The following is a 22,446-nucleotide window of genomic DNA, read 5'->3' on the forward strand; positions in this document are numbered from 1 at the left end:
CAAGCCCGCTTTGGCTCCAGCATTACCAAAAGTTGGGCGAGGCTTCGCATTTGGAATTTGGTGTGTCCTCTCCGTGATGGGATGTCAGCGCAGGCCCGGAAGTCCTGAAACTGGGGCGATGGGTAACACTGAAGGGCCAGCGGGCCCTGATCCCTGGGGAGGGAGACCATGCGCGCGAAATTGTCCCTGGCAGCCGCTGTGGCGGGCTTGCTGATTGCGGCCCCTGTTCAGGCCCAGATGGCCGATGGCAAGATCAAGATCGGGGTGCTCACCGACCTGTCCGGCCTCTACACGGACAATACGGGGACCGGCTCCGTCCTCGCCGCGCAGATGGCGGTGGAGGATGCCGGCGCCAAGGTGGGGAACACGCCGGTGGAGCTGATTTCGGCTGACCACCAGAACAAGGCGGATGTGGGCGCTGCCATCGCCCGGCGCTGGTACGACACCGAGCAGGTGGACCTGATCGTCGACGTGCCCAATTCCGCTGTCGCGCTGGCCGTGCAAGCCATTGCGCGGGAGAAGAACCGCATCGTCATCTTCTCCAGCCCCGCCAGTTCGGATCTGACCGGCAAGGCCTGTTCGCCGGTCGGCGCCCACTGGACCTATGACACCTATGCGCTGGCGCAGGTGGTGGGGCGCGCGGTGGTGGCGAAGGGCTACAAGGACTGGTTTTTCCTGACAGCCGATTACGCCTTCGGCCATGCGCTGGAGGGCGACACCTCGGCCGTGGTGAAGGCCTCGGGCGGCAAAGTGGTGGGCAGCATCAAGGCACCGGCCAGCACGCCGGATTTCTCCTCCTTCCTACTTCAAGCACAGGCCTCCAAGGCGCAGGTGATCGCGCTCGCCACCGCCGGCGCCGACACCCAGAACGCCATTAAGCAGGCGGCCGAGTTCGGTGTCACCCAGTCCGGCCAGAAGCTGGTGACCCTGCTCCTCGCCATCAACGAGGTGCATGCGCTCGGCCTGAAGGCCACCAGCGGCATCATGCTGGCGAGTCCCTTCTATTGGGACCAGAACGCGGAAACCCGTGCCTTCGCCAAGCGCTTCTTCGAGCGTCACAAGGCCATGCCCTCGCTCTACCAGGCCGGCGTCTATAGTGCCGTCTCGCACTATCTGAAGGCGGTGCAGGCGGCCGGCACCGACAGCGCGCTGACGGTCATGGCGAAGATGCGCGATCTGCCCATCAACGACTTCATGACCAAGAACGGCAAGTTGCGCATCGACGGCCGCGCCATCCGCGACATGTATCTGTTCGAGGTGAAGGCGCCGGCCGAGTCCAAGGCGCCGTGGGATTATTACAAGATGGTCGCCACCATCCCCGGCGACGAGGCGTTCCGCCCGCTGGCGGGCTCGCCGTGCCCGCTGGTGGCCAACAACTGAGCATGACCTGAAAAGAGAAGAGCCGGGCGCGCTGCCCGGCTCTTTCGCGTTCAGGCGAAGCGGAAGCGGTCCTCGAAGCGGCGCACCTGAGTCATGGACCGGAATGGGATATGCCCGGCCAGAAGCCAGGCCCCGGTGTCCGCGCAATGGGAGAGCAGCCGGCGGCGGGTGGCGGCGGCGAGCGGCGCGTCGAAGTCCGCGCGCATATGCATGTCGGGCAAGTCGAACTGGATGGGGTGGTGGAGCGCATCCCCGCAGATGAGGGCTTCCTCTGCGCCGCTGGCGGCCCGCACGCAGCAATGGCCCACCGAATGCCCCGGTGCCGGCATGAGTGAAATCCCGCCGCCCGCTCCTGGCAGCACCGTGTGGGTCTCTTCCACGAAATGGGCGAGGCCGGCTTCCACCACCGGCAGCACGCTGTCGGCGAAGGCGCCGTGGTTCACAGCCGCCGCACCCTCGGTCCTGTACCGCGCGAGGAAATGCTCATATTCCCGGCGCCCGAACAGGTGGCGGGCCTTGGGAAAGGTGGGCACCCAGCGGCCATTGTCCAGCCGCGTATGCCAGCCCACATGGTCGCAATGCAGGTGAGTGCACACCACCATGTCCACGTCCTCGCAGCGCAGCCCCAGCGCGCCGAGATTGTCGAGGAAGGCGCTGGAGCGCAGATCGTGCTGCCAGGGGGCGGTGGGCCTCTGCTTGTGGTTGCCGTTGCAGGAATCCACCAGGATGGTGAGCCCTTCCGTCCGCACCACATAGGCCTGGAAGGCAAGCCCCAGCGTCATCGCGGCGGGATCGAGGAAGCGGGCGTCGAGCCAGTCGGCGTTCGCCTCCATCTGCGTCTTGGACAGGTCGTTAAACAGGAACGAGACCGGCATCATGCGATGCGCGATCTCGGGGAGAAGGTCGATGGCCAGGCCATCCAGCTGGAGATGGCGGATCGCGCGGTCTGTCATGCGGCGGGGCGCTCCCCGCTGGCCTTCAGGCCGCTGGACCACTTTTCCAGCCACCAGGCATAGGGGCGCGGCCAGGCCTCGAAGGCGCCTGTGACCCCCAGGGCCTCGGCCGCATGATGGGCCCAGAAAGGGTCGAAGAGCATCTGCCGGCCAATGGCGATGATGTCCGCCGCGCCCTCCTGGAGCAGGCTTTCGGCCAGTTCCGGCGTGCGGATGAGACCCACCGCCTGGCTGAGAATGCCGGCCTCCTCGCGCACACGGCGGGCGAAGGGTGCCTGGTAGGCGGGCCGGCGCGTCAGGTTGGAATTGGTGGCGCCCCGCAGCAGGTTGCCGCCGGAGGAGCAATCCACCAGGTCCACGCCCGCGAGGCGCAGTTCGCGCGCCAGCGCTACGCTGTCGTCCATTTCCCACCCGCCCTCGATCCAGTCCACCGCCGAGATGCGGGCAAAGAGCGGGGTGTCCTGCGGGATCGCCGCACGCACCGCGCGGGCCACTTCCAGCGGGAAGCGCATGCGGTTGTCCCGGCTGCCGCCATAGTCGTCCGTGCGCTTGTTGGCGATGGGCGAGAGGAAGCTCTGCAGCAGGTAGCCATGGGCCATGTGCAGCTCGATGATGCGGAACCCCGCCTTCAACGCCCGGAGCGCCGTGGCGACGAAGGCGTCGCGGATCTCGTCCAGGCCGGCGCGGTCGAGCGGATGGGGCATGGGCCAGCCATCGGCAAACGGCGTCGCGGACGCGCCGACGGGCTGCCAACTCTCATCCCCGTTGGCGAGGTTCTCCGCGGTGAGAACCCCATTGCCTTCCCAGGCCCGCTGGGCGCTCCCCTTGCGGCCGGAATGGTTGATCTGGATGGCCGGCACCGCCCCCTGCTCGGAAAGAAAGGCGGCCAGTGGCGCGAGCGCCTCCGCCTGCCCGTCTTCCCAGAGGCCGAGGCAGCCATTGGTTATGCGCCCCGTTCGGGTCACGGCCGCCTGCTCCACATAGACAAGGCCCGCCCCGCCCATAGCAAACTTGCCGTAATGGGTGTGGTGGAAGGGCACGGGGTAGCCGTTCCTGGCGCAATACATGGCCATGGGCGACACGGCGATGCGGTTGCGCAAGGTCACGCCCCGCACGGTCAGGGGCTGAAACAGAAGCGGCGTCTGGTTGGGCATCGCAAGCTCTCCGCGGGATCGGCGGGTCGAAGGGGGAGGGTCAGGCGCGGCTGGCCTCCCGGTGCGGGGCGAGGGCGGCAGGCACGCCGTGGGGCGCGAGGATCTGGCGGAGCGCGCCGCCCGTGGCCAGCCGGTCGAAACCTTCATTGATCTCGTCGAGGCCGATGACGCCGTCGAGCAACGCGTCCACGGGCAGGCGCCCCTGGCGGTAGAGATTGATGAAGCGGGGAATGTCGCGCACCGGCACGCAGCCGCCCATGTAGCAGCCGCAGATGGACTTGTCGTTCGAGACGAGGTCGCCCTGTTCCACGCACATCAGCACGCCCGCGGGCGCAAGGCCGGAGGTGGTCACGCGCCCGCCGCGCACGGTCAAGTCATAGGCGGACTTCAGCACGGAAGGCGCCCCCACGAAGTCCAGCGCGTGGTCCACGCCGCCTTCCGTCGCCTCGCGCACCTTGGCGTCGAGGCCGGGATCGCGGGCATTGAAGGCATGGGTGGCGCCGAGGGTGAGGGCCTTGGCGAGCTTGGCCTCGTCCAGGTCGATGGCCACGATGGTCTCGGCGCCCGCCACACGCGCGCCCATCACGCCGGACATGCCGACGCCGCCCACCCCATAGACCGCCACCCGCTCGCCAGGGGAAACACGGGCGCTGTTCACCACCGCGCCCACCCCGGTCATCACCGCGCAGCCGAACACCGCCGCCTCGGTCAGCGGCAGGTCTTTGGTGATGACCACCACGGAGCCGCGATGGACCACGCTGTATTGGGCAAAGCACGAGACGCCCGCCTGATGGCGCAAGGTGCGACCCTCGGCATCGCGGATGCGCGAGCCTCCGGAAATGAGCTCGCCCTTGGCGCGGGCGGCGGGGGCCGCCTCGCAGATATTGGGGCGCCCGCCAAGGCAGGCCCGGCAGCGGCCGCAGGCGACGGAAAACTGGAACACCACATGGTCGCCCACCTTCACGTCGGTGACGGCGGCTCCCACCTCCACCACTTCGCCGGCACCTTCGTGGCCCATCACCATGGGCACGCCGCGCCCGCGCGATCCGTTGATGACGGAAAGGTCGGAATGGCAGAGGCCCGCGCCCATGACCTTCACCACCACCTCAAGCGGCCCCGGCGGGTCGAGCGTGATCTCCTCGATGGCGAGCGGTCGGCTCTGCGCATAGGGCTGGGGCAGGCCGAGCGTGCGCAGCACCGCGCCCTTGCAGGTGATGGTCATCACATCCTCCCCCATATTTCGGAGCGCCGGCAGGGCTCCTGTTCTTGCCCGCACCATAGCCGCGTTCGCGCCCGGATGCCGCTGAGGGATGGTCAGGCCAGCCAGACGTGAGGTTCGCCTCGTGGTGATTTGGCCTCCCCGCCATAACCGCAGGTTAAGCTGGTCCAAACAGCCCCCGACTGTCGCGCCGCGCCCTCGCATGCTCTCATGACACCCAAGCGAGAGCCGGGCGAGCGCCCGCACAAGACACGCGCCAAGGACAGGACGATGCACACCAGAACCGAGGCCCGCGGCCATTATCCAGAACTGGGCCAGCTCATTGGCGGCGCCTACGAGACCGGCGGGGGCCGGGTGATGCGCGATGTGGTGGATCCCACCACCGGCATCCCTCTTGGCCAGTATCCGGAAGCCACCAAGGCCGACATCGCCCGTGCCCTGTCGGCTGCGGAGCACGGCTTTGCGGTGTGGCGCAGGCGCCCGGCCTTTGAGCGCGCCAAGGTGTTGCGCAAGGTCGCCGATACCATGCGAGAGCGGGCGCAGGACCTGGCGCGGCTGGTGACGCTGGAACTGGGCAAGCCCTGGAAGGAGGCGGTGGCCGAAGTCGAGCAGGCGGCCGGCATGTGGGAATGGTATGCGGAAGAGGGCAAGCGCGCCTATGGCCGCCTGATCCCCCCGCGCGAGGCCTATGCCCGCCAGATGGTCATGCCCGAGCCGCTGGGCATCGTCGCTGCCTTCGGGTCCTGGAATGCCCCGCTCATCACCCCCTCGCGCAAGATGGCGGGGGCGCTGGGTGCGGGCTGCGCCATCATCATGAAGGCCTCCGAGGAGGTGCCGGCCTGCGCGCTGGCCATCGGCCGCATCGCCTATGAATGCGGGCTGCCGGAAGGGGCGCTGTCCATCCTCATCGGCGATGCGGTGCTACTGTCCGAGCGCCTGATCGATGCGCCGCAGGTGCGCGGCGTCACCTTCACCGGCTCGACCCAGATCGGCAAGCAATTGTCCGCCCGCGCGGTGGCACAGATGAAGCGGCCCATCATGGAACTGGGCGGCCATGCGCCGGTGCTCGTCTTCGACGACGTGGACATCGAGGCCACCGCCCGGGCGGCGGCGGGGGCCAAGTTCCGCAATTCCGGCCAAATCTGCATCGCGCCCACCCGCTTCTATGTGCAGCGGGGCATCTATGATGCCTTCAACGCCGCCTTGGCGCAGGCAGCGCGGGACCTGGTGCTGGGCTGCGGCTTCGAGGCCAAGACCAGCATGGGTCCGCTGGTGCATCCCCGTCGTGTCCAGGCCATGGAGAGCTTCGTGGCGGACGCAAGGGAGCGCCGCCTGCCGGTCCTGGCCGGCGGCGAGGCCCTGGAAGGGGAGGGCACCTTCTTCGCCCCCACGGTCATCGCCAACATCACGCCAGAGACGCTGGTCTCCAATGTGGAACCCTTCGGCCCCATCGCCGCCACCGCCCCGTTCGACACCTATGAGGAGGGCATCGCGCTCGCTAACCGCCTGCCCTTCGCGCTGGCGGCCTATGTGCAGTCCACCAATGTGCACACCATCAACAAGGCCATCGAGGACGTGGAGGCCGGCAGCGTCATCTGCAATGGCTGGCGTGTCTCGCTGCCCGAGACGCCGTTCGGTGGCCACAAGGACAGCGGCCTGTTCGCGGAAGGCGGGATCGAGGGGCTCCAGGCGTTCCAGAACGTCAAATATGCCTATGTGGCGTAGCGGGCGCGGCCTTGCCCGCTGGTTCGGCGCGGGGAACGGGCGCGGAGCGGGGTGACATTGCCACCTTCGGGCGGCGCCTCCCCGGCCTCCTCCGCCGCCATCGCCGCGAGCCAGTCGATGAAGCGGCGGGTCTTCTGGGCCAGCGACTTTGTCGTCGGCCACACCGCATAGAAGGCGGCGCCGGTGGCCACCTCGCAGGCGAAGGGTCGCACCAGCGCGCCCGCGTCCAGTTCCGGCTTCAGAAGGGCCAACTGGCCGATGGCGAGGCCGAAGCCCTGCCGGGCGGCGCTGTAGGTGAGGAGGGAGGAGTCAAACTCCGTACTGGTGCAGTCACCCAGCGTGACGCCTGCCCCGGCCGCCCAGATGCCCCATTCCTCCCGCCGATAGCGGGACTGGAGGATGTCGGTGCCAGAAATGGTGCGGTGCTCCACCTGCGTGGCGAGGCGCTCGGCACAGCCCGGCGAACACACGGCGTCCACCTGCTCCTCGAACAGAAATTGCGCCTTCGCCTCCCGCCAGGAGCCCTGGCCCAATTGGATGGCGAGATCAAGATAGGTGCTGCGGAAGTCGAGCGGCTCCACCGTGGTGTCGAAGCGGACGCGATATTGCGGGTGAAGGGCGGTGAAGGCCTGCAGGCGCGGCATCAGCCAGTGGTTCAGGAAACTGGGATAGACGCGCACATTGATGGTGGCATCGCTCTCATCGGCCAGGATCTGGGCGGTGGCGCGCTCGATGCCGTCGAACAGGCCGGCAATCTCGTGGCCGAAGCTGCGGCCGATGTCGGTGAGTTTCACCGAATGGGAGGAGCGCTCGAACAGCTTCACCCCCAGATAGGCTTCAAGGATGCTGATCTGCCGGCTGATGGCCACCTGGCTCACCCCCATATGGCGGGCGGCGGCGGTGAACGAGCGATGGCGCGACGCGATGGCGAAGGCGCGCAGGGGATTCAGCGGCAGGCTGCGGTAGCGCTCTTCCAACGGCGTGTCTCCTTTCCCTCCGTCCAGCTTGGCACCGCCTCATGCCTCGCGTCCAGGGCGGTCGGCCGGATCATGCCAGGCAGACCACGTCGCCGCCGCCATCGGGATGCGGCGCAAAGCGCGACAGCACCTGCGGATCATGGCCCGGCACGAGCCGCGCGTGCGATCCGGCCAGCGCCGAGAGGCGGCGAAAGGCATTGAGCTCCCCCGCCACGTCCACGAGCGCGGGAAACGGGTTGTCCTGTTCGAGATTGGCGTAATAGTGCACGGCGTCCGAGGCGATCACCAGTGGGCCGGTGATGGTGGCCACCTCCACCGCCTGAAGCCCCGCCGTGTGCCCGGGAGCGTGGTGGACCCGCACGCCCGGCGCCACCTCGCTTGTGCCGTCGTGAAAGCAAACCCGGCCCTCATGGATCAGATGCACGAGGGTAGCAAGGTCGCGCGCCTCGTAATGCGCGCGCAGCAGAGGGTGCGCCATGTCCGGCCCTGTGGCGGCCGCCACTTCGCGGGCCTGCACATGGAAGGTGGCGGCGGGGAAGTCGGCGAGATTGCCCACATGGTCGTAATGCAGGTGCGTCAGGATCACGTCGCCCACCTGTTCGGGCGCGATGCCGATCCGCCGCAGCAGGTCCGTCGGACGGTGGAGATAGGGGCGGCGGCGCTTCTCCGAGGAGAAGGGGCTGAAGCCGGTGTCGATGACGATCGCCCGCTCACCCGCCCGCAGCGCCCAGAAGAAGAAATCGAGGCGTACGAGGCGGTCGGGTCCCTTCCAGGTGAGGAAGGTCTGGGATGCGAGGCGGTCAATGGTGGCATAGCGCAGGGCGAACGCTTCATAGGCGGGCGCGGTGTTGGTCATGCGTGTCCTCCCGGTGGAAGCGCCGCCGCCGTGATGAGGTCCGTGACATCGGCCGCAGCGTCGATCCGCCAGAGGCCGTCCAGCAGCCGCTCCGCCTGTCCCGTCCCCAGCACGGGCGCCGCGAGCCCCAGGAACTTGTGGGAAAGGGCCTCGTCGTCCAATGGCAGAAGGCGCGAACCCAGCGCCTCCATCGCCTCCCGCCTGAAGCATCGAGACCCCGTGCGCACGGTGACGCGGGCCGGCCTCAGCTCCGGATAGAGGCGATCCAGCGCCGGGTCGATGCTCACCCGCACCCGCCGGCACAGGTCGGCCAACGTGGGGTCGGCCCGTGTCTCGACGGAAAAGTGCGCCAGCTCCACGGCGCCGAAGCGCAGGCCGAGGGCGAGGATGAAGGGGAAGGAGAGTTGCGCCGAGGCAAAGTCGGCCCAGCCGGTCTGCGCATGGGCGGCGGCGATGGCATAGGTCTCTACGTGAATGTCCTCGACGTCCTCCGCGTTCAGCCCCTCGTCCGCCATCAGACCCATGAGGGCCTCCAGCGCCGGCTGGAGATGGCGGCAGCAGGCATGGGGCTTGATGTAGCAATCGAGGATGCCGAAGGCGCCGAGGTCCAGCATGAGGCCCTCCGGTGCGCCAGCGAAGGCCTGGAGGAAGCCGTCCGGCGCCTCGATCACATCCGGCGGCCCCGCGACGCCCTCCCGGGCCAGAAGCGCGGCCATCAGGCCCTCGCGGGCGGCGTGGCCGGCATGGAGGCGCTTCACGTCCCCGCCGCCACCGAGAAAGGCGAAGAGGCCCGCCGCGCTGCTGGCTGCAAGGCCCAGGGCGCTTTCCAACTGATGGGGCGCAAGGGCCTCCAGGCGGCCCACCGCCATGGCGGCGCCCAGGGCGCCCACCGTTCCGGTGGGGTGAAAGCCCCGCGTGCGCAGCGCCGGGTGGGCGGCGCGCGCGACGGCGGTCACGGTCTCGTATCCCGCCACAAGGGCCTCCAGCAGGCGCGGGCCGCAGACACCGCGGCCATGGGCCATGGCCAGCAGCGCGGGAACCACGGCCACGCCCGGATGTACCGAGCCCTGCCGGTAGCCGTCGTCGAGCTCAATCCCATGCGCGCCCGTTCCGCCCACATAGGCGGCGTCCAGCCGATCGAGCCGGCGGGTGCGGCCGGGCACGGGAACCGGACCGGCCGTCCGCTCTCGCGCGAGTACGGCGCACAGACGGCCGGCCACATCCCCCGCGCATCCGGCCACCATGACACCGACCGTGTCGAGCAGATGCCGCCGGGCCGCGTTGCGCACGTCGGTCGGCAGGTCGGCCCACCGGAGCGACCCCGCCCGGGCCACCAGCGCATGGGTGGCCCCGGTGCCTGAGGCGGGGCGGCGGCGAGCAGCGGACATGGCCGTCACGCCGCCCCGGCTTCAATCAGCCGGATCATGGCGGGATAGTAGGCCTTGCCGTAGCCAGCCTTGCTCGTCTCCTCCAGCAAGGCGAAGGTGCGCCGCGCGGCATCGGCATCGATGCCGGCCTGCTCGGCCAGTTCGAGCGCCAGCTTGATGTCCTTGATGGCATAGTCGGTGGGGAAGGTCTGTTCCGGGAAAACGTCCGGCACCAGGGCCTTCTGGCCGGGCGTGCGCAAGGCAAAGCTGTCGGCGGAGCCCTTCGACATCACGTCGAACAGAAGCGCCCCGTCGACCCCCGACTTGCGGCCGATGGCGAGCGCCTCGGCGAGCGCATGGACGGTCATGAAGACCACCATGTTGTTGAGGATCTTCACCACCTGCCCGGTGCCCACGGCGCCGCAATGGGTGATGTCCGTGCCCATGGTGGCGAGGAACGGGCGCACCGCCTCGAAATCTTCCGCCGTGCCGCCCACCATGATGGAGAGCGTGCCATCCTTCGCCGCCTGCCGCATGCGGGCGACGGGAGCGTCCATGAAGGTGATGCCATGCGCCGCCATGCGCGCGGCCAGTTCGCGGGTGAGCTTTGCCGGGCTGGTGCTCATGTCCACCACGGTGTGGACCCGCCCCCCCGCGCTGGCGAGGCCGCCGGGGCCGAAGCAAACCTCCTCCACCTGCACGCCGCTGGGCAAGGAGAGGAAGACCACGTCGCTTGCCTGCGCCACCTCCGCCAGGCTTGCCGCCGGACGCAGCCCGAGGGCGGCAAGCCGTTCCACGGGTTCCGGCATCCGGTCGGTGCCCGTCACCGGCAGGCCACCCTTGCGCACCAGGTTGGCGCACATGGCCTCGCCCATGACGCCGAGCCCGACAAAGCCGAGCGCTTCGATTTTCTTCATGATTGTGATCTCGCGATGGGCCGGCGCGCCGAGCGCGCCAGCGCGTCTCAGTTGGGCTTCTGCACCAGCGGGCATTCGCTCTGCGCCAGCGGGCGGAAGGCGTCCTTCCCCGGCGTAGTGGTCAGCAGCGAATAGTAGTCGTAGGGATATTTGGACTCCGCCGGCGCCTTCACCTTCATCAGGTACATGTCGTGGAGCACGCGGCCGTCCGGCCGGATGGCCACGTTGGTGTTGTAGGCGTCGTTCACCGGCGTGTCGTGCATGGCCTTGGCGACAACGGCGGACTCGGTCGTGCCCGTTGCCTTCACGGCGGCCAGATAGTGCCGAACGCCGCTATAGACGCCCGCATGGACCATGGTGGGCTTCTTGCCGTTCATCTGGGCCGAGAAGCGCGTGGCGAGCTTGCGGGTGCTGTCGTTGAGGTCCCAATAGAAGGAGGTGGTGAGCACCAGCCCCTGCGCGACGTCGAGGCCCATGGCATGCACGTCGGAGATGAAGACCAGCAGGCCGGCAAAATTCTGCCCGCCTTGCACGATGCCGAACTCGCGGCCTTGCTTCAGGGAGTTGATGGTGTCGACGCCGGCATTGGCGAGGCCGATGATCTTGGCCTTGGAGGCCTGGGCCTGAAGCAAATAGGAACTCAGATCCTGGCTGCCGGTGGGATACTTTACCGAGCCGAGCACCTTGCCGCCGGCCTCTTCCACGAATTTGGTGACATCGCGCTGGATGGCATGGCCGAAGGCGTAGTCGGCGGTGATGAAGAACCAGCTGTTGCCGCCCTGCTTCACCAGGGCCTTGGCGGTGCCGTTGGCGAGCGCATAGGTGTCGTAGGTGAAGTGGAAGGTGGTGGGGCTGCACCCTTTGCCCGAAAAGTCCGGGGCGGCCGGGCCGGAGACAACGAAGATGGCGCCCTTGGATTTCGCCACCTCATTGATGGCGAGGCCTGCGGCCGAGGACGCGCCGTCGGCGATGAGGTCATAGCCTTCCACCTCAATGCCCTTGCGCACGATGGCGGCGGCAATGTCCGGCTTGTTCTGGTGGTCCTGCACCACCAGCTCGATCTTGCGGCCGTTGATCTCACCGCCGAAATCCTCGATGGCGAGGCGCGCGCCCACCACCGAGCCCATGCCGCCGGTCTCGGAGAAAATGCCGGTCTGGTCGTTGATGACGGCGATGCGGATGGGTTTCTTGTCCTGGGCCGCCGCCGGCCCGAGGGCCAGAACCAGCGCCAGCGCCGTCATGGCGATGCGTGTCATGATGTCCTCCCGATGGCCCCTTGGGGCACGTCTTGTGTGAGTGCCGGGGCGCCTCAGGCCGCCCGGCTTGTGGTGGGTCCCTGCGCGATCTCGCCGAGGACCGGCAGCAGGTAGGAGATGAAGCGTTCCGGATCCTCGCTCATGGGGAAGTGGCCCAGGCCCTCCATGATGGTGGCCTTGGCTCCCGCGATGCGACGCTCCAGGTCGCGGGTATCCTCCGGCGTGGCGGAATAGTCGTATTCGCCGGAGAGCAGGAAGAGCGGGCAGCGGCCGGTGTCGATGGCGCTCACCGCGTCCCGCATGTCGCCGTCGAGCTTGTAGAAGTGGAGGTCGCCCTTGAAGACGCCGGGGCCCCCCTGCATGTAGTGCCAGAGCGTTTCCCATCGCTCCTTTTCCGGTGCCGAGGGGCCGACGAGGCCGGAGACCACGCCCGCGCACACCTCGCCGCCATGCACCATGGGATGGTGGAGCCAGGTGAGGTCGTAATAGGGGTCCACATGGGCGCCCGACTGAAGGCCGATGATGGCGCGGAAGCGCTCGGGATGGCGCAAGGCCAGGTGCAGCACCACCCGCCCGCCAATGGAGCAGCCCATGACAATGGGGGCGTCGAGCGCCATGGCATCGGCCACCGCCAGCACCATGTCCACATAGGCCTGAGAGGTGAGCTTGTATTCCTCGCGCTCCCAACCCTCCGGCGGGGAGGACTTGCCGTGCCAGGGCATGTCGAAGGCGATGACCCGGTGCGTGGCGGTGATGCGCGGATCATTCATGAGCCCGCGATACTGGCGGGTATCGGAGCCTGCCGTGTGCAGGCACAGAAGGGGCGTGCCCTGGCCAGCCTCCTCCACATAGAGCCGGTGGGGCCGGCCCGCGAGGTCCAGCGTCATGTAGCGCCCGATGATGGGCTCGAACGTCGCGCTCATCGGGCGGCCTCCGGGCTGCACAGCGTCGCCAGGACGCCCTTGAAATAGAGCAGGTTGGCCATGAAGACATGGAGGTCGCCCTCGATCTTCAGCACGCGCCGCTTCAGCATGGCGAACAGGTCGTTGAAGCCCGGTGGCGGCAAGGGCTGGAAGAAGCTGGCCCAAGCTTCCGCGGGCGCGCGCAGGGCGAAGGTCCAGCTGGGCATCACGAAGGGGCCACGGCGCACGCTGGCGATCCGGCCGCCTTGCACCTCCACGAGAAACGCCGTCTCTCCGATCTCGATCAGGAAGGTGGTGTCCACGAAGCGCCCCCGCCGCACCAGGACTGGGTCCGCTTCCACGAGGGCCGGCAAGTGTTCGATCCGCATGATCTTTTCGTCTGTCATTTTTTGAAGGCTCTCGTCACTCGGCTGCCAGGCGCTGGGCCCGCTGGTCGAACCGGCGGTTGAAGATGTGCTCCGCAATGCGGTTTTTCAGAACCTCGATGGACCCGCCGGCGATCATCCAGCCGCGGGTGCGCCGCATGCAGTATTCGGTCAGGGCCTCCTGGCTGTAGCCAAGGCCGCCCATCACCTGCACGCAGTCATTGGCCACCTCGAAACCGGCAAGGTTGCAGGCGGTCTTGGCGATGGCCGTCTCGTACGGGTCGGGCAGGCCCGCCGCGCCGGCATTCACGGCGGCCCGGTAGAGCAGAAGCTGGGCGCTCTCCAGCTTCAGCGCCATGTCGGCGAACTTCCATTGCAGGCCCTGGAACTCGCACAGCGGCCGGCCGAACTGGCGCCGGGTGGCGGCATGCTCGCGGGCCCGCTCGAAGGCATAGCGCCCGAGCGCAAGGGAGCGGGAGGCATTGCCGATGCGCTCCACGTTGAAGCCCGAAATCTGCTTCTGGAAGCCCCCGGGCCCCAGCAGCACATTCTCGGCGGGGATGCGGCAATCCTCGAAATAGAGCTGGCACCATTCCTCGCCGCTCATGAAGGGGGAGGGCTGCCCGATGGAGAATCCCGGCGTGCCGCGCTCCACCAGCACCGACCCGATGCCCTTGGTGCCCGGCCCGAAACGCACATAGATGAGGAAGAGATCCGCGTCCGGGCTGTGGGTGGAGAAGACCTTGGTGCCGGTGATGAGATAGTCGCCGCCATTCTTTCGCGCCGTGGTGCGCAGTTCGGTGACGGCGGAGCCGGCCTCCGGCTCGCTCATGCCGAGGCTGATGACCTTTCGGCCAGCCAGCAGATCAGGCAGGAAGCGCTTCTTCTGATCGGGGCTGGCATATTCGGCGAAGGTGCGGATGGGGCCGAAATTGCCCGCCTGCACCACGTCGGCGCTGCGCGGGCAGGCGGCCGCCACCTGTTCGATGGCGATGACCGCATCCATCAGGCTGCCGCCCTGGCCGCCATCCTCCGGCGCCATGGTGATGCCGAGCAGTCCCTGCCGCGCCATGTCCTGCGCCACGTCACGGGGGAAGCGCGGATCGTGGGCGCGCGCGAGCGCCTGCGGCTGGAGCGTGTCCTCGGCGAACCGCCGGACGCTGTCCGCAAACAGCTTCTGTTCTTCGGAAAAGGCGAATTGCATGGTCGTTCCGTATTTTATCAGTCCACGTGGGCGCCGGTCGCCTCCACGACCTTGCGCCATTTGGCGAGTTCGGCTCGGATGAAGCCGTCCAGGTCCTGTGGCGTGCCGCCGCCCGGATAGGCGCCGAAGCCGGCGAAGCGTGCGCGCACCTCGGGGCTGGCGAGGGCCGCATTGGCGGCGCCATTCAGCTTGTCGACGATGGTGTCCGGGGTCTTGGCCGGGGCGAGGAAGGCGAACCAGGCCACGGCCTCGTAGCCCGGAACGGTGGCGCTCACCGGCGGCACGGCGGGCAAGTTGGGATCGGCCTTGGTGGATGTGACGCCCAGCCCCTTCAGCCGCCCCGACTTGATGTGCGGCGCGGAGGTGGGCAGGCCGTCGACCATCAGCTCCACATGGCCGCCGAGCAAGTCGTTCATGGCCGGGCCGCCGCCCTTGTAGGGGACATGGACGATGTCGATGCCGGTCATCGCCTTTAGCAATTCCGCGCTCATGTGCGTGGTGGTGCCGCTGCCGGCGCTGGCATAGGAAATCCTGCCCGGATTGGCCTTGGCGAGGGCGATCAGGCCGGCCATGTCATCGGCGGGAAACTTCGGGTTGGCCACGAAGATGTTGGCCAGCGTGCAGGCCAGCGCAACGCCGCGGAAGTCGCCGGTCGGGTCATAGGGGAGCTGGCGGTAGAGGCTGGGATTGATGCCGTGCGTCCCGCCGGACGCATAGAAGAGCGTGTAGCCGTCCGCCGGCGCCTTGGCGGCGAGGCCCGCGCCGATATTACCGCCCGCGCCGCCCTTGTTCTCCACGATGATCGGCTGGCCGAGCTGGCGGGCCATGTCCTCGGCGACGATGCGCGCGGTGACGTCGGCGGGGCCGCCGGGCGGGAAGGGCACGATGAGGCGAATGGGCCCTGCGGGATACGCGCCGTCCGCCGCTGCCATCCGAGGCCGGGCGGCAAGAGTTGCGAGCGACAGGCCCAGCAGGCAGGCGCGTCGGCTGAGGGGCATCTGGCGTCATCTCCCGAAGCTCCCTCCTGCGAACGGGCGCAAGGGGAGGTTGTTTCAGACGACGTTGCCGCGAAGCGGGCGGCCCCGACACTTCGCAGACCTCATAGGTGGATGACTTTTTGGAATGCGAGCAGGCTTCAGGCGTCCCGGCGGGCCGCGTCCACGAGCCAGGAGCGAAAGGCGCGCAGCCGCCGCCGGTTGCCCATGCCTTCGGGCGCGATGAAGTAATAGCCGAGGTCGCGCTCGACCATATGGTCAAAGGGGCGGACGAGGGCGCCGCTTTCCAATTCCTTCTGGAGCATCTTGGCCTGCCCCATGGCGATGCCGAGGCCGTCCTCCGCCGCCTGATAGGTCAGCAAGGAACTGGCGAATACCGTCGGCTCCTCCTCCTGGTGAGGCGGCAGGCCCAGGGAGAGGAACCAGTCGTCCCAGTCTCGCCGACGGTAATGGGAATGGAGCAGGGGATAGCGCAGCAGGTCCTGCGGCTGCCGCACCGGCGGGCCGCGGTCCAGCAAAGCCGGACTGCACACGGGCCCAAATGCGTCCTTGAACAGGAAGGTGACCTCGGCGCCAGGCCAGGTGCCATCCCCCAGCTGGATGCCCGCGTCGATGCGGTGGCGGGTGAAATCCACCGGGGCGACACTGGCGGTGGCGCGCACCAGGACATCGGGATGCCGGGCCTGGAAGTCCGGCAGCCGGCGCATCAGCCACTTCGCCATGAAGGTGGGATAGACCTGGAGCCGCAGCGGCTCGCGGCTCGTGCCTTCCGATAGGCGCGCGGTGGCCTCGATGATGGTCTGGAAGGCGGGCGCCACCTCGGCCAGATACTGGACGCCGTCCGGTGTCAGCTTCAGTCCCGGCCGCTCGCGCAGGAACAGGCGAACACCCAGATAATGCTCCAGCACCGCCACTTGCCGGCTGACCGCCGACTGGCTGACCCGCAGTTCCTCTGCCGCCCGCGTGAAACTGCAATGTTGCGCCGCGCACACGAAGACGTGCAGCGGATTGAGGGGAGGGAGGCGCTGGCTCATCCGTTGGCATTACCAAAACTCATGACGGGGCGACAACTGCGAAGTTGCTCCCCTCGCGGGAATGCGGGGACAAGGGGCGGACGACTTCAACACGGTAAGCCCATGCATTTCGCCCTTTCGCCCGAACAGAGCGCCTTCGCCGACACCATCCGCCGGTTCGCCCGCGCGGAGCTGGCGGAGGGCGCCCTTCAGCGTGCGCATTCCGCCAGCTTTCCCTGGGACGTGGCCCAGCGCCTCGCCGAGATGGGCCTTCTGGGTATCACCGTGCGCGAGGAGGATGGCGGCATCGGCGGCACCCTGATGGATGCGGTCACCGCCATCCAGGAGCTTGCGCTCGTGTGCCCCAAGAGCGCCGATGTGGTGCAGGCTGGAAATTTCGGCCCGCTGCGCACATTCGCCGAATATGCCAGCCCGGCCCAGAAAGAGCGCTTCCTGCCCGACCTGCTCGCGGGCCGCAATCTCATCGCGCTTGGCATGAGCGAGCCGGATGCCGGCTCCGCCGTCACCGAGCTGAAGACCACGGCCCGCCCGGACGGCGAGGGGTTCCGGATCACCGGCTCCAAGGTCTTCTCCACCCACAGCCCGGAGGCCAACCTCTTCCTCGTCTATGTGCGCTTCGGACCGGGGGTCGGCGGCATCGGGTCGGTGCTGCTGGAGCGGGGGATGGAGGGCTTTTCCATCGGCCAGCCCTCCGCCTTCATGAGCGGCGAGGAATGGTGCCAGCTCTACATGGAAGACTGCTACATCCCCAAGGAGAACGTCCTGCTCGGGCCGGGCGGGTTCAAGAAGCAGATTTCGGGATTCAACGTGGAGCGCATCGGCAATGCGTCCCGTTCGCTGGCGCTGGGCCGGCACGCCTATGAGGTCGCCCGCGAGCATGCCCTCACGCGCCATCAGTTCGGCCGGGCCTTGTGCGAATTCCAGGGGTTGCAATGGAAGTTCGCCGACATGGCGCTGAAGCTGGAAAGCGCGCAGCTGCTCCTCTACCGCGCCGCCGCGAGCGCAGATGGCGGCTTGCCTTCTCCCTACGAGACCGCCATCGCGAAACTTGCCTGCAACCAGGCCGGCTTCGAGGTGGCCAATGATGCCTTGCAGGTGATGGGTGCCTATGGCTACAGCACCGAAGCCCTGGTGGAATATTGCGTGAAGCGGACGCGCGGCTGGATGATTGCCGGCGGCTCCATTGAAGTCCTCAAGAACCGCGTCGCCGAGCATGTGTTCGACCGGCGCTTCAGTCAGCGTGCATCATGACCGCGTCTCTTCAGCCTTTGTCCGTGCCCGCATCCGCCTGGGCCGATGCTCTCCTGCGCCCCCGCTCGGTGGCGCTTGTGGGCGTGTCGGATGATCTCACGAAGACCGCCGCCCGCCCGCTCCAGTTCCTGCGCCGCGCGGGATTTCCGCACCGCATCTATCCGGTCAATCCCACCCGCGCGACGGTGCAGGGCGAGAGGGCTTATCCGTCTTTGGCGGCGCTCCCCGAGCGACCGGACCATGCCTTCATCGTGGCCGGGACGGAAGCGGCCATCGCGGCCGTGGAGCAGTGCGGCCAACTGGGGATCCCGGTGGCCACCATCCTTGCCGGGGGCTTCTCCGAATCCGGCCCGGACGGCGATGCCAATGAACGCAGGCTGAAGGCGTTGGCGGCGCGCCATGGCGTGCGGGTGCTGGGGCCGTCCAGTATCGGCATCGTCAACCTGCACGAGCGGCTTGTCCTGACGGCGAACGCTGCCTTCGCGGAGCCGGATTTGCCTGCCGGGCGGATTTTTGTCGGCTCGCACAGCGGCAGCCTCATCGGGGCGCTGGTGTCGCGCGGGAAGGCGCGCGGCGTGGGGTTTGCGGGGCTGGTGTCGGTGGGCGTCGAGAGCGACCTCAGCATGGGGGAGATCTGCACGGCCACCCTCGATGACCCGAACATCTCGGGCTATCTGCTCTTCCTCGAATCCATGCGCCATGCCGATGCCCTTGAGGCGTTCGCCCACGCCGCGGCGCGCCGGGGCAAGCCGGTTGCGGCCTATAAGCTCGGCCGCTCGCCCGAGGCTGCAGAACTGGCGGTCTCCCACACGGGCGCCCTTGCCGGGGCCGATGATGTGGCGGATGCCTTCCTGCGGGAGTGCGGCATCGCCCGTGTGGACTCCTTTGAAGGACTTCTCGACATCATCCCCGTTCTGGAGAAGCTTCCGGCGCGGCCTGCCCGCCGCACGCCCACAGTGGGCGTTGTCACCACCACGGGCGGGGGCGCGGCGATGGCCGTGGACCAGCTTGCGGTGCGTGGCGTGTCGGTGATCCCGCCCTCCGAGGATACGCGGGCGCGGCTGGCGGCTGCGGGTGTGAGCGCGGGCCATGGACGCATCGTCGACCTGACATTGGCGGGGACACGCTACGAGGTCATGAAGGCCACGCTGGATGTGATGCTGACCGCCCCGGAATTTGATCTGGTGCTGGCCACGGTGGGGTCATCCGCGCGCTTCCAGCCGGACCTTGCGGTGAAGCCGGTGATCGATGCCGGGCATGAGCACGAGCGGCCGGTGGCCGCCTTCATCGTGCCCGACGCGCCCGAGGCGCTGGTGCGTTTGGCACAGGCAGGCATCCCCAATTTCCGCGCACCGGAGACGTGTGGAGACGTGATCGCGGCGGCCTTTGCCCGGCGCGCCCCGCGTGCGCGCCCTATGCTGCCGGCGGCGGGGCATGAGGACGCCACCGCGCGCCTGCTGGACGAGGCGACGGCCTATGAGCTGTTCGCGAAGGTGGGCATCCCCCACGCCCCGGTCATGCTTCTGGACGCGGATGGGCCGGTTCCCCGCCTGCCCTTCTCGTACCCGGTCGTCGCCAAGGTCCTGCACGCTGAGATCGCTCACAAAACGGAAATGGGCGGGGTGGAGCTTGGGATTCCCGATGCCGAGGCGCTAGCCGAAGCGATGCGGCGCATCAAGCGGACAGTGGAAGCACGAAAGCCGGGGATTGCCGTGTCTCGCATTCTCGTTCAGCCGATGACCCGTGGGCTGGGAGAGGCCCTTATCGGCTTCCGTCGGGATCCACAGGTCGGGCCGGTCGTGATGCTGGCGGCTGGGGGTGTGTTTACCGAGCTATATCGCGACCGCAGCCTCCGCCTCGCTCCCATCGACCGCGACGGCGCGCTGGAGATGATTGCGGAGGTGAAGGCGATGCGGATGCTGGACGGCTATCGCGGCAAGCCGAAGGGCGACCTCCCGGCGCTGGCGGATGCAATCGTGGCCGTCTCTCGCCTCGCCATGGAGCCGGGGATTGACGAGGCGGAGATTAATCCGGTCCTCATCCGGCCTGTCGGAGAGGGCGTGGTGGCTGTGGATGCATTGGTACGGCGCGTGGGCTGAGCAGATCGCGTCCCTCGCTGTCGACGTGTGAGCGTGCAGCCTGGGCGGCATGCCGGAAGGTGTGCCGCTCGTGGGGTCGCCCTTAAGGGCCAGTTCGGTGCCGAAGCGGTCCTCGCCGGCGCGCTGGCCGCCCCGCTGGCCGCCCCGCTGGCCAGGCGTACTCCATGGGCTCAGACCTGATCATCGGGGAAGAGGCGATCTGCCTTTCCAGAAGCGCAACCGCCTGACAGGGGCGCGGGGCCCTCGCGACGCGGAAGGAGTTCGTATTATAAACGGACACTTTTCGCGGGACTCATATCGAAGATGGTCAGGGACAAGGGCCCGGAGGCTGCACGGGGCAGCGAGCGCGCACGGCCGGTGGCTCAACTTTTCGAGCGCAACTGCTCCGTGGGTCGGACGATTTCGATTGTCTCTGATGCCTGGAGCTTTCTCATCATTCGAGAGGCTTTCTTCGGCGCGCAGCGGTTCGAGGAGTTCCGCACCGCCCTCGGCCTGCCTCGGGGCACGCTGTCCGAGCGCCTGAAGCGCCTGACCATGCGGGGCATTTTCCGGCAGGTGCACTACTCGGACACGTCGAGCCGGGTGGAATATCATCTGACGCGATGCGGCATGGATCTCTATCCGAGCTTCGTCGCCCTGATCCGCTTCGGCGACCGCTGGCTCTGCGGGCCGGAGGGGCCGCCACTCAAGCTGATCCATGCGACCTGCGGACAGGAGTGCGAGCCTTATGTGGCCTGCTCGCATTGCCTGGGAGAGGTGCACGCCCACCGTGTCAGCTACCGGGATGGCCCCGGCGCCGGGCGTACACCGGTGGAGCCGGCCAAGCGCGCGCGGCGGACGGCCGAATCCGCCAGCTTCTCACAGGGACGCCCGAGTTCCGTGTCCCGCTCTCTGGAGATTATCGGTGACCGCTGGAGCTTCCTCATCCTGCGGGAGGCCTTCTTCGGCGTGCGTCGGTTCGACCAGCTTCAGAACGAACTCAAGATTGCACCGAACATTCTTGCGGAGCGGCTCGGCCGTCTCGTGGCGCGAGGCGTGTTCGAGCGGCGCAAGTATCAGGACTTGCCCGAACGCTTCGAATACCGCCTGACCGAGATGGGCAAGGATCTCTACGGCGCCTTCATTTCCATGGCGGCATGGGGAGATCGATGGTTGTCTGGGGGCGATCCGCCGCTCATCCTGACGCATCTGGATTGCGGGCATGATTTTTCGGCGGTCGTCATCTGCAACAAGTGCCGGCAGCCGGTCGAGGCCCACGCGATGCGCTATCGGCTGAACTACGATCCGGCCAGATACGGCGCGCCCCAGGCGAGTGATCGCATGGAGCGCGTGATGGCGGGGGCGGCGGGCGGGACCCAGGCAAAGGAGCCCGCGCGCAAAGCTGGAAAGGCTACTTCTTCACCAGCGGGCACTGGCTCTCGGACAGCGGCCGGAAAGCCTGGTCGCCGGGGATGACCTGGACGAGCTTGTAGTAGTCCCACGGATACTTGGACTCCGCAGGGGTCTTGACCTGGTAGACATACATGTCGTGAACAAACCGGCCATCGGCCCGCAGGTATCCGCCCTTGGCGAAGAAGTCGTTGACCTTCATCTCGCGCATCTTGGCAAGGACGGCTTGCGCCTCGTCGGTGCCCGCGGCTTCGACCGCCTTCAGGTAGAAGATGGTCGAGGAATAATCGCCGGCATCGCCCATATGCGGCTTGCGCCCCATGCGTGCCTCGAACTTCTTGGAGAAGGCGCGGGTTTCATCGTCCCGATCCCAGTAGAAGGCATTGGTCAGGACGAGCCCCTGCGCGTTTTCAAGGCCCATGGAGTGCACGTCCGTGATCCAGACAAGGAGGCCCGCCAGCGATTGCTTGCCCGACTGGGTGAGGCCGAAATCGTGGGCCGCCTTCACGGCGTTGATGAAGACGGTGCCGGATCCGGCGACGGCGATGACATCAGCGCCCGACCCCTGGGCCTGAAGCATGAAGGAGCCGTGGTCCAAGGTGTTGATGGGGTAGCGGACGGAGCCGACCACCTGGCCGCCGCCGGCCTTGACCACCGCCGCGGTGTCGGCTTCCAGCGCATGGCCGAAGGCGTAGTCGGCCGTGAGGAAGAACCAACGCTTCTTGCCTTGCTTGATGAGCGCGTTGCCCGTGCCGACGGCAAGTGCGTAGGTGTCATAGGCATAGTGGATGGTGTTCGGGGTGCAGGCGTCGCCCGTCAGGCGTGAGGATCCCGATCCGTTGACGATGGCGATCCCGTTCTTCTCCTTCGCGACGCTGGCGACACCCATGGCGACCGCGGAATTGATCAAGTTGGCGATCATGTCCACCTGGTCCACATCGAACCATTCCTTGGCCTTGGAAATGGCGACCTCGGTCTTGTTCTGGTGGTCCGCCACGATGACGTCGATGGGCTTGCCGAGAACCTTGCCGCCAAAGTCCTCCACCGCCATCTTCACGGCCGTGACGGATCCTTCTCCCGCCTCGTGCGAGAACTGGCCCGACATATCCGTGAGCACACCGATCTTGACGGTGCCATTGGCCATTTTCCCCTGAGGCGCCGCCGGCTGCGCCTGCGCCAGACACGGCATCGGGATGGCAAGCGCCGCGCATACCATAAGTGACTGGACGATCCGGGACATGATTTTCCTCCTCCCTGCGTGCGCGGTTTGGCCCACGCGACGTGCCTGATTGTTGCTACGGTAAATGGACGGACGAATGGGCCGCTTGGCGAAGGCTCCGTTCTCCGTATGGCTGAGCACTGTCTGGCTGATCAGCGCTCCG

19 protein-coding genes are annotated in these 22,446 nt (G+C 67.6%); 5 read left to right on the forward strand and 14 right to left on the reverse strand.

Annotation, left to right across the window (positions count from 1 at the left end; all coding sequences use genetic code 11):
* Nucleotides 1–168 precede the first annotated feature (168 nt).
* Nucleotides 169–1,380, forward strand: a complete 1,212-nt coding sequence (locus PV781_RS09055) for an ABC transporter substrate-binding protein (protein ID WP_274775304.1) — start codon at nucleotides 169–171, stop codon at nucleotides 1,378–1,380.
* Nucleotides 1,381–1,430: 50 nt separating this feature from the next.
* On the opposite strand, the gene PV781_RS09060 is transcribed toward PV781_RS09055, so the two are convergent.
* The 3 genes from PV781_RS09060 to PV781_RS09070 are packed head-to-tail and all read right to left on the reverse strand — an operon-like array spanning nucleotide 1,431 to nucleotide 4,709.
* A complete protein-coding gene (locus PV781_RS09060; protein WP_274775305.1) occupies nucleotides 1,431–2,333 on the reverse strand; it encodes an MBL fold metallo-hydrolase in 903 nt (300 codons plus the stop codon).
* Nucleotides 2,330–3,487 carry an NADH:flavin oxidoreductase/NADH oxidase gene (locus PV781_RS09065; protein ID WP_274775306.1) on the reverse strand — a complete coding sequence of 386 codons (1,158 nt, stop codon included), beginning with the start codon at nucleotides 3,485–3,487 and terminating at the stop codon, nucleotides 2,330–2,332. Before PV781_RS09065 ends, PV781_RS09060 begins: the two co-directional genes overlap by 4 nt.
* A gap of 40 nt (nucleotides 3,488–3,527) precedes the next feature.
* Nucleotides 3,528–4,709 carry a zinc-binding dehydrogenase gene (locus PV781_RS09070; protein WP_425532376.1) on the reverse strand — a complete coding sequence of 394 codons (1,182 nt, stop codon included), beginning with the start codon at nucleotides 4,707–4,709 and terminating at the stop codon, nucleotides 3,528–3,530.
* Nucleotides 4,710–4,976: 267 nt separating this feature from the next.
* On the opposite strand from PV781_RS09070, the gene PV781_RS09075 reads away from it, so the two are divergent.
* Nucleotides 4,977–6,431 carry an NAD-dependent succinate-semialdehyde dehydrogenase gene (locus tag PV781_RS09075; protein WP_274775307.1) on the forward strand — a complete coding sequence of 485 codons (1,455 nt, stop codon included), beginning with the start codon at nucleotides 4,977–4,979 and terminating at the stop codon, nucleotides 6,429–6,431.
* On the opposite strand, the gene PV781_RS09080 is transcribed toward PV781_RS09075, so the two are convergent.
* The 10 genes from PV781_RS09080 to gcvA form a co-directional block, all read right to left on the reverse strand.
* Nucleotides 6,419–7,408 (reverse strand): LysR substrate-binding domain-containing protein, encoded by a 990-nt coding sequence (locus tag PV781_RS09080; RefSeq protein WP_274775308.1) that lies wholly within the window; start codon nucleotides 7,406–7,408, stop codon nucleotides 6,419–6,421. The two genes, PV781_RS09075 and PV781_RS09080, sit on opposite strands and share 13 nt — an antisense overlap.
* Nucleotides 7,409–7,478: 70 nt before the next feature.
* Entirely contained in the window at nucleotides 7,479–8,264 is a 786-nt protein-coding gene (locus PV781_RS09085) for an N-acyl homoserine lactonase family protein (protein ID WP_274775309.1), read from the reverse strand.
* Entirely contained in the window at nucleotides 8,261–9,652 is a 1,392-nt protein-coding gene (locus tag PV781_RS09090) for an MmgE/PrpD family protein (protein WP_274775310.1), read from the reverse strand. Before PV781_RS09090 ends, PV781_RS09085 begins: the two co-directional genes overlap by 4 nt.
* Nucleotides 9,653–9,657: 5 nt before the next feature.
* On the reverse strand, nucleotides 9,658–10,548 hold the full coding sequence (locus tag PV781_RS09095; protein ID WP_342455446.1) for an NAD(P)-dependent oxidoreductase: 891 nt from the start codon (nucleotides 10,546–10,548) through the stop codon (nucleotides 9,658–9,660).
* 47 nt (nucleotides 10,549–10,595) lie between these two features.
* The gene (locus PV781_RS09100; protein ID WP_274775311.1) at nucleotides 10,596–11,804 is read right to left on the reverse strand and encodes an ABC transporter substrate-binding protein; all 1,209 of its coding nucleotides are present in this window, start codon (nucleotides 11,802–11,804) and stop codon (nucleotides 10,596–10,598) included.
* 53 nt (nucleotides 11,805–11,857) lie between these two features.
* Entirely contained in the window at nucleotides 11,858–12,727 is an 870-nt protein-coding gene (locus tag PV781_RS09105; RefSeq protein ID WP_274775312.1) for an alpha/beta fold hydrolase, read from the reverse strand.
* Nucleotides 12,724–13,113, reverse strand: coding sequence for a hypothetical protein (locus PV781_RS09110; protein WP_274775313.1), 390 nt, complete (start codon nucleotides 13,111–13,113; stop codon nucleotides 12,724–12,726). The genes PV781_RS09105 and PV781_RS09110 overlap by 4 nt, the downstream gene beginning before the upstream one ends.
* A gap of 16 nt (nucleotides 13,114–13,129) precedes the next feature.
* Nucleotides 13,130–14,296 (reverse strand): acyl-CoA dehydrogenase family protein, encoded by a 1,167-nt coding sequence (locus PV781_RS09115; protein ID WP_274775314.1) that lies wholly within the window; start codon nucleotides 14,294–14,296, stop codon nucleotides 13,130–13,132.
* Nucleotides 14,297–14,313: 17 nt separating this feature from the next.
* On the reverse strand, nucleotides 14,314–15,294 hold the full coding sequence (locus PV781_RS09120; protein WP_274775315.1) for a Bug family tripartite tricarboxylate transporter substrate binding protein: 981 nt from the start codon (nucleotides 15,292–15,294) through the stop codon (nucleotides 14,314–14,316).
* A 137-nt stretch (nucleotides 15,295–15,431) separates the two neighbouring features.
* Nucleotides 15,432–16,325 (reverse strand): transcriptional regulator GcvA, encoded by an 894-nt coding sequence (gcvA, locus tag PV781_RS09125; RefSeq protein WP_274775316.1) that lies wholly within the window; start codon nucleotides 16,323–16,325, stop codon nucleotides 15,432–15,434.
* Between the two features lie 102 nt (nucleotides 16,326–16,427).
* Between gcvA and PV781_RS09130 the strand changes: the two genes are divergently transcribed.
* From PV781_RS09130 to PV781_RS09140, 3 genes are all read left to right on the forward strand, one after another.
* Nucleotides 16,428–17,576, forward strand: coding sequence for an acyl-CoA dehydrogenase family protein (locus PV781_RS09130; protein WP_274775317.1), 1,149 nt, complete (start codon nucleotides 16,428–16,430; stop codon nucleotides 17,574–17,576).
* Nucleotides 17,573–19,675, forward strand: a complete 2,103-nt coding sequence (locus PV781_RS09135) for an acetate--CoA ligase family protein (RefSeq protein WP_274775318.1) — start codon at nucleotides 17,573–17,575, stop codon at nucleotides 19,673–19,675. The genes PV781_RS09130 and PV781_RS09135 overlap by 4 nt, the downstream gene beginning before the upstream one ends.
* A gap of 303 nt (nucleotides 19,676–19,978) precedes the next feature.
* Nucleotides 19,979–21,130 (forward strand): winged helix-turn-helix transcriptional regulator, encoded by a 1,152-nt coding sequence (locus tag PV781_RS09140; protein WP_274775319.1) that lies wholly within the window; start codon nucleotides 19,979–19,981, stop codon nucleotides 21,128–21,130.
* Here the strand turns inward: PV781_RS09140 and PV781_RS09145 are convergent.
* The gene (locus PV781_RS09145) at nucleotides 21,066–22,304 is read right to left on the reverse strand and encodes an ABC transporter substrate-binding protein (RefSeq protein WP_425532377.1); all 1,239 of its coding nucleotides are present in this window, start codon (nucleotides 22,302–22,304) and stop codon (nucleotides 21,066–21,068) included. The two genes, PV781_RS09140 and PV781_RS09145, sit on opposite strands and share 65 nt — an antisense overlap.
* Nucleotides 22,305–22,446 lie beyond the last annotated feature (142 nt).

This window comes from Aquabacter sediminis (assembly GCF_028863665.1).
Taxonomy (GTDB): domain Bacteria; phylum Pseudomonadota; class Alphaproteobacteria; order Rhizobiales; family Xanthobacteraceae; genus L1I39.

Bases quoted from the DNA above. Each gene is read 5' to 3' on its own strand.
- PV781_RS09055 (WP_274775304.1), top strand. From the start codon at position 169: ATGCGCGCGAAATTGTCCCTGGCAGCCGCTGTGGCGGGCTTGCTGATT.
- PV781_RS09060 (WP_274775305.1), bottom strand. From the start codon at position 2,333: ATGACAGACCGCGCGATCCGCCATCTCCAGCTGGATGGCCTGGCCATC.
- PV781_RS09065 (WP_274775306.1), bottom strand. From the start codon at position 3,487: ATGCCCAACCAGACGCCGCTTCTGTTTCAGCCCCTGACCGTGCGGGGC.
- PV781_RS09070 (WP_425532376.1), bottom strand. From the start codon at position 4,709: ATGACCATCACCTGCAAGGGCGCGGTGCTGCGCACGCTCGGCCTGCCC.
- PV781_RS09075 (WP_274775307.1), top strand. From the start codon at position 4,977: ATGCACACCAGAACCGAGGCCCGCGGCCATTATCCAGAACTGGGCCAG.
- PV781_RS09085 (WP_274775309.1), bottom strand. From the start codon at position 8,264: ATGACCAACACCGCGCCCGCCTATGAAGCGTTCGCCCTGCGCTATGCC.
- PV781_RS09090 (WP_274775310.1), bottom strand. From the start codon at position 9,652: ATGTCCGCTGCTCGCCGCCGCCCCGCCTCAGGCACCGGGGCCACCCAT.
- PV781_RS09095 (WP_342455446.1), bottom strand. From the start codon at position 10,548: ATGAAGAAAATCGAAGCGCTCGGCTTTGTCGGGCTCGGCGTCATGGGC.
- PV781_RS09100 (WP_274775311.1), bottom strand. From the start codon at position 11,804: ATGACACGCATCGCCATGACGGCGCTGGCGCTGGTTCTGGCCCTCGGG.
- PV781_RS09105 (WP_274775312.1), bottom strand. From the start codon at position 12,727: ATGAGCGCGACGTTCGAGCCCATCATCGGGCGCTACATGACGCTGGAC.
- PV781_RS09110 (WP_274775313.1), bottom strand. From the start codon at position 13,113: ATGACAGACGAAAAGATCATGCGGATCGAACACTTGCCGGCCCTCGTG.
- PV781_RS09115 (WP_274775314.1), bottom strand. From the start codon at position 14,296: ATGCAATTCGCCTTTTCCGAAGAACAGAAGCTGTTTGCGGACAGCGTC.
- PV781_RS09120 (WP_274775315.1), bottom strand. From the start codon at position 15,294: ATGCCCCTCAGCCGACGCGCCTGCCTGCTGGGCCTGTCGCTCGCAACT.
- gcvA (WP_274775316.1), bottom strand. From the start codon at position 16,325: ATGAGCCAGCGCCTCCCTCCCCTCAATCCGCTGCACGTCTTCGTGTGC.
- PV781_RS09130 (WP_274775317.1), top strand. From the start codon at position 16,428: ATGCATTTCGCCCTTTCGCCCGAACAGAGCGCCTTCGCCGACACCATC.
- PV781_RS09135 (WP_274775318.1), top strand. From the start codon at position 17,573: ATGACCGCGTCTCTTCAGCCTTTGTCCGTGCCCGCATCCGCCTGGGCC.
- PV781_RS09140 (WP_274775319.1), top strand. From the start codon at position 19,979: ATGGTCAGGGACAAGGGCCCGGAGGCTGCACGGGGCAGCGAGCGCGCA.
- PV781_RS09145 (WP_425532377.1), bottom strand. From the start codon at position 22,304: ATGTCCCGGATCGTCCAGTCACTTATGGTATGCGCGGCGCTTGCCATC.